Below are 5,912 nucleotides of genomic sequence, written 5' to 3' on the forward strand. Positions count from 1 at the left end.
CTCGGCCCGCGGCGCGTCGGGGCGGGCGGCGGTGGCGCGCTGCACGCAGCTGGCCGGCAGCAGGAAGCGGGCGCGGATGCCGCCCAGCTCGTAATGCAGCTCCGCCTCGCCCTTCAGGTCGTGCGGCAGGGCGCGCTCGATGATGGTGGTGCCGAAGCCCTGGCGCTGCGGCGCCTGCACCGGCGGGCCGCCCTCCTCCTGCCAGCGGATCTCCAGCGCCTCCTCCGGCGTCAGGCTCCAGCGGATGCCGACATGGCCGTGCCGGTCGCACAGCGCGCCGTATTTGGCGGCGTTGGTCATCATCTCGTGGATCACCAGCGCCATGGTGGTGTAGGCGGCGGGGTCGAGCAGCACGCGCGGGCCGGAGAGCCGCACCCGCTCGCGCCAGCCGACGCCATCGCCCAGCCCCTCGGCATAGGCGGCGGCCTCGGCCTCGATCAGCTCGTCGAGCGGCGCGGGCTGCCAGCGGTCGGTGGTGATCTGGTCATGCGCCCGCGCCAGCGCCTGCACCCGGCCGCCCACCATGGCGGCGAATTCCTCCACCGTGCGCGCCTGGCCGCGGCTCTGGTTCACCAGGCCGCGGATCAGGCCCAGGATGTTGCGCACGCGGTGGTTCAGCTCGGCGATCAGGATCTCCTGCCGCTCGGCGGCGGCGCGGCGCTCGCGCTCGGCCATGTCGGTCAGCTGCAGCACCACCTCGAGCAGCGTCACCCGCAGCCGCTCGGCCATCATCAGGTCGGCCTCGCTCCAGCCGCGGCTCTGCCCCTCCACCGTCTCCTGCCAGGCGGCGAAGCTCTTGCGCGGGGTCAGGCGCAGCCCGTTCGGGCCGACCGAGGCCGGCTTGGCCGGGTCCCCCGCCCAGGTGACGGAGCGGGTGATGGCGCGGCGGAAGAACACCAGGTAGTCGCGCGGCCCGCGCGACAGCGGGATGGCCAGCAGCCCGGCGGCGCGCTCGGCATAGTCGGCCGCCGGCGGGTGCATCTCGCCCAGCCGGTGGGTGGCGTAGATGGTGCCGGAGGCGGCGCGGTGCAGGAAGCGCACGATGCCGGCGAACTCCTCCGCCGTCGGCGTGTGGCCGCGCAGCGAGGTGGCGCCGCGGCTCCACAGCCCGATGCCGTCGCAGGCGACGACCTCGCCCAGCGTCTCCAGGAAATCGGCCAGCGAATGGCTGCCCGGCTGCATCGCGCCGATCGCGGCCATCAGCCGGTGGTGCATGCGGTTGGCCTCGGCCTCGCGCGCCAGCTCGGCCTCGCGCTCGCGGCTCTCCAGCACCAGGGAGAAGACCTGGCCGAACAGCTCGGCCGCGGTGCGCCGCTCGAAGGGCACGCGCAGGCTCTCGGAATGGTGGCAGGCGATCAGCCCCCAGAGCCGGCCCTTGCGCAGCACCGAGACCGACATGGAGGCGCGCACCCCCATGTTGCGCAGATACTCGATATGGATCGGCGAGACCGAGCGCAGCACGCTGAGCGAGAGGTCCAGCGTCTGGCCCTGCTGGTCCAGCAGCGGCAGCACCGGGCAGGGCTGCGCCTCGGTGTCGGCGATCAGCCGCAGCAGGTTCTTCTCGTACAGCACCCGCGCCTGGCGCGGGATGTCGGAGGCCGGGAAATGCAGCCCCATGAAGGAGGGCATGAAGCTGGCCAGCGATTCGGCGATCACCTCGCCCGCCCCGTCGGGGTCGAAGCGGTAGAGCATGACGCGGCCGAAGCCGGTCAGCGCGCGGATCTGCCGCACCGCCTCGCGGCACAGCCCCTCGAAGCCCTCGGCCTGGTGCAGCCGGGCGATCATGCCGCGCACCGTGGTGCCGGCCTCCAGCGCGTCGTCGAGGTCGGAGGGCTCGCCCTCCAGCACGATCTGCTCGTCCGAGAGGTGCAGGGCGAGGTCGTAGGGCTGGCCGCCCTCCTGCAGCACCACGCCGAACAGCCGCTCGATCGCGGTCGCGCCGCGCAGCAGGTGCATCCGCCCGCCGATCTGGTGCATCGCCTCGCGGGTGAACAGCGCGCGCAGCTGCGCGCCCAGCAGCGCCTCGGGCGCCTGGCCGAGATGCTGCTCCGCATTGGCCGAGGCGCGCCGCACCACCCAGTCCGAGCTGAGCGCCAGCAGGAAGCCGATCGGCTGGATGCTGCCCAGCATGTGGATCGGCTCGCGGTCGCAATTGGTCAGGTCGACCTCGCCCGGCAGGGCGATCTCGCGGAAGGCGTCAGACGGCATGGGCAGGCTCGGCGGCTTGGCCTTGGCGCAACGCCGCCAGGACATGGTGGAAGGCGAGGCAGGCCCCCTCCGCCGCCGCCGGCCACAGGGCCGGGTCGGGGAGGGCGGCCTCCAGCCGGGCGAGGAAGCCGGGCCAGCCCGTTGCCTCCCCCTCCGGCCGGTGCGACAGATAGGCGGTGGCGCGCTGCGATACCGCGTCGCCGCCGGCCAGCACCTGGCGCAGCAGCATGGCGTTGCCCAGGCGCGAGCCCTCCAGCACATAGGCGGCGCCCAGCGCCGCTTCGCGGCCGAGCGGCGGGGCGGGCAGGGCGGCGGGCATGGCGCTGCCCAGCAGGGCGAGGTCGGCGGCCAGGGCGGGGCTGCGGTGGCGCGCCGCCCAGCCCGGCCATTCGGCGCCGAGCGCGGCCGCGCAACCCTGCTCCAGCCCGGGCATGGCGCGGGCGTGGAACAGCAGGAAATCGCGATAGCCGGCGCGGTCGGTCAGGATGTAGCGGCCGGCGACGCGGTCAACCTCGGCGTGCAGCGATTGCGTCGCCGCCCGCAGCTGCCAGCGTAGGCCTTCCGGGCGGGGCACGCCGGGTGGAAAGGTCATTCTGCACCATATAGGCGCATCGGGGGGGCGGCGGTAGGGGCAAAGCCCCGCGCCGGCGGCGCGCGGCCATCGCGGCAGCGGGGTATTCCGCTGTGCAGCACAGCCAAGTTCACGCTTGGCGGGTGGTCGTGGCGGGTTGCGCAGCAGGCGCGGTTTGACGCTATGCTGGCCCGGATGCCGGCCGCCAAGGCCGGACGCCGGAGGAAACATGACGATCAAGACGACCCGCCGGGGCGCCCTTGCCCTCAGCGCCGGTGCGCTGCTCGCGCCGCTGCTGCCGACCCTGGCCCGCCCGGCCCTGGCCCAGCCCGCCTTTCCCGCCCGCCCGATCCGCATGCTGGTGCCCTGGGGCGCCGGCGGCACCACCGATGTGCAGATGCGCGCCTTCGCCGAGATCGCCTCGCGCAAGCTCGGCCAGCCGGTGGTGGTGGAGAACCGCGCCGGGGCGGGCGGCATCCTGGGCCCGCAGGCGCTGCTGAACGAGCGGCCGGATGGCTACACCGTCTCGCAGATGCCGATCAGCGTGTTCCGCTACCCGCACATGGCGCAGCGTCCGCCCTTCGACCCGGACCGCGACTTCACCTGGATCAGCCACCTGACCGGCTACCTGTTCGGCGTGGTGGTGCGCGCCGACGCGCCCTGGAACAGCTTCAACGAGTTCCTGGCGGCGGCCAAGGCGACGCCCAACAAGATCACCTATGGCACGCCGGGCGTCGGCACCTCGCTGCACATCACCATGGAGCAGATCGCCGGGCAGCGCGGCATCGAATGGGTGCATGTGCCCTTCCGCGGCTATGCCGAGAACGCCACCGCCCTGCTCGGCGGCCAGATCGACGCGCTGGCCGACAGCTCCGGCTGGGCCGAGATGGTGCGCGACAAGCGCATGAAGCTGCTGGTCACCTGGGGGCCGGAGCGCGCCAAGCGCTTCCAGGACACGCCGACGCTGAAGGAGCTCGGCATCGATATCGTCTCCACCTCGCCCTATGGCGTGGCGGGGCCCAGGGGCATGGACCCGGCGGTGGTGCGGGTGCTGGACGCCGCCTTCCGCGAGGCGGTGAACGACCCGCAGCATGTCGCCGTGCTCGACCGCTACGACATGCCGGTGCAGTATCTCGGCCCCGAGGACTACGCCGCCTTCGCGCAGAAGACCAATGCGGAGGAGAAGGCGATGATCCAGCGGCTCGGCCTGAAGCTGTGAGCCGCGCCGCCGCGCCGGGCGCCCGGCGCGGCGGCAAAACGCCCGCCCTGGCTTGGCGCGGCCGCCACGGCGCCTCATCTTGGCGGGATCACCGGCCAGGAGTGAGGCGATGGACATCCACCCCGCGGAGACGCGCCCCGCCCGGGACTCCTGGCGGCCCGAGGGCTGCCGCCGCGTGGCGCTGCTGCTGCAGGGGGGCGGCGCGCTCGGCGCCTACCAGGCCGGGGTGTACGAGGCGCTGCACGAGGCCGGGGTGGCGCTGGACTGGATCGCCGGGGTGTCGATCGGCGCCGTCAATGGCGCGCTGATCGCCGGCAACCCGCCGGAGCGCCGCGTCGCCGCGCTGCGCGCCTTCTGGGAGAGGGTGACCGACAACCGCGTCTGGGCGCCGCTGCCGGATGGCGACCTGTTCCGGCAATGGCGGCACGAGGCCTCTGCGGCGCTGACCATGCTGCACGGCCAGCCCGGCTTCTTCACGCCGAATGTGCCGAACCCCTGGCTCTCCGCCCCCGGCGCCCGCACCGCGACCGCCTTCTACGATTCCTCGCCCCTGAAGGCGACGCTGGAGGAGCTGATCGATTTCGACCGGCTGAACGATGGCCGCATCCGCGTCTCGGTCGGCGCGGTGAAGGTCAGCAGCGGCAATTTCGCCTATTTCGACACCGCCGGGATGCGGCTGACGGCGGCGCACATCATGGCCTCCGGCGCGCTGCCGCCGGCGCTGCCGATGGTGCGCGTCGGCACCGACGACTACTGGGATGGCGGCCTCGTCTCCAACACCCCGCTCGGCCAGCTGCTGGACAATCTGGAGGGGCGCAACACGCTGGCCTTCCAGGTCGACCTGTTCAGCGCGCGCGGGCCGGTGCCGCGCGCCATGGCCGGCGTCATGGCGCGGGAGAAGGACATCCGCTTCAGCAGCCGCACCCGCGCCGTCACCGACTACCACCGCCGCATCCGCGACCTGGAGATGCAGCTGCGGCAGGCGCTGGAGATGATCCCGCCCGAGCGGCTGGACGAGCGGCAGAAGGCGATGAAGCAGCGGCTGGAGCGGCTGCCGGAGGTGGTGATCCTGCACCTGATCTACCGCCACCAGGTCTATGAGGGGCAGGCCAAGGATTACGAGTTCAGCGCCCAGACCATGCGCGAGCACTGGCAGGCGGGCCTCGCCGACACCCGCGCCACGCTGCAGCACGGCCAGTGGCTGGCCATGCCGCCGCCCGGCAGCGGCATCCAGGTGCATGACATCCACAAGGTGTGACGCCGCCGGGATGCGCGCCGGCGCTGGACAAGCCCGCGCCGGCGGGAGGAAATCCGCCCGCCGCCTCCCCATCTAGGGCGTGGGCGCCGCCTTCCGCCGGCCGCCGCTTGGAGATCCCCGCTTGGCCCTGCTGCTGAACATCCTCTGGAACATCCCCGGCCTCGGCTTCATCCCGGCGCTGTTCTGGCTGCTCGCCGCGCTGGTGATGGCGCTGACCATCATCGGCCTGCCCTGGGCGCGCGCCTGCCTGATGATCGCCAGCTACAGCTTCGCCCCCTTCGGCCGCAGCATCGTCTCGGCCGAGGAGCTGCATGGAAGGCCGACCCTGGGCAGCGGCCCGCTCGGCGCCATCGCCAACCTGCTGTGGTTCCTGCTGGCCGGCATCTGGCTCTGCCTGTCGCATCTGACGCTGGCCATGGCGGCCGCCGTCACCATCATCGGCCTGCCCTTCGCCTGGGCGCATCTGAAGCTGGCGGCGGCGGCGCTGTTCCCGGTGGGCAAGCGCATCGTGCCGGCCGAGCTGGCCGATGCCCTGGCGCTGCGCCGGGGCGAGGCCGCGCTCGGCCGCTTCCGCCGCTGAGCCGTGGCGCGGACCGGCATCCTGGTGGTCGGCGCCGGCGCGGCGGGGCTGGCCGCCGCCCGGGCGCTGCGCGAAG

Annotated in this window: 5 protein-coding genes; 3 read left to right on the plus strand and 2 right to left on the minus strand. The window is 73.3% G+C overall.

Translation table 11 applies throughout. The features are described from left to right. A partial coding sequence (locus HMPREF0731_RS09600) for an HWE histidine kinase domain-containing protein (RefSeq protein ID WP_007003913.1) occupies positions 1 to 2,208 on the minus strand: 2,208 nt, incomplete at its 3' end. Then, entirely contained in the window at positions 2,198 to 2,800 is a 603-nt protein-coding gene (locus tag HMPREF0731_RS09605) for a biliverdin-producing heme oxygenase (RefSeq protein ID WP_007003914.1), read from the minus strand. The genes HMPREF0731_RS09605 and HMPREF0731_RS09600, both read right to left, overlap by 11 nt. A gap of 208 nt (positions 2,801 to 3,008) precedes the next feature. Here HMPREF0731_RS09605 and HMPREF0731_RS09610 point away from each other — a divergent pair, with 208 nt between their 5' ends. The 3 genes from HMPREF0731_RS09610 to HMPREF0731_RS09620 all read left to right on the plus strand — a co-directional run bounded on the left by HMPREF0731_RS09610 (position 3,009) and on the right by HMPREF0731_RS09620 (position 5,836). After that, positions 3,009 to 3,998 (plus strand): tripartite tricarboxylate transporter substrate binding protein, encoded by a 990-nt coding sequence (locus HMPREF0731_RS09610; protein WP_007003915.1) that lies wholly within the window; start codon positions 3,009 to 3,011, stop codon positions 3,996 to 3,998. Positions 3,999 to 4,107: 109 nt separating this feature from the next. Then, positions 4,108 to 5,256 (plus strand): patatin-like phospholipase family protein, encoded by a 1,149-nt coding sequence (locus tag HMPREF0731_RS09615; RefSeq protein WP_007003916.1) that lies wholly within the window; start codon positions 4,108 to 4,110, stop codon positions 5,254 to 5,256. A gap of 121 nt (positions 5,257 to 5,377) precedes the next feature. Then, complete coding sequence (locus tag HMPREF0731_RS09620) at positions 5,378 to 5,836, plus strand: YccF domain-containing protein (protein WP_211207917.1); 459 nt, start codon at positions 5,378 to 5,380, stop codon at positions 5,834 to 5,836. Positions 5,837 to 5,912 lie beyond the last annotated feature (76 nt).

Source organism: Pseudoroseomonas cervicalis ATCC 49957 (assembly GCF_000164635.1).
In the GTDB taxonomy this organism is placed as follows: Bacteria; Pseudomonadota; Alphaproteobacteria; order Acetobacterales; family Acetobacteraceae; genus Pseudoroseomonas; species Pseudoroseomonas cervicalis.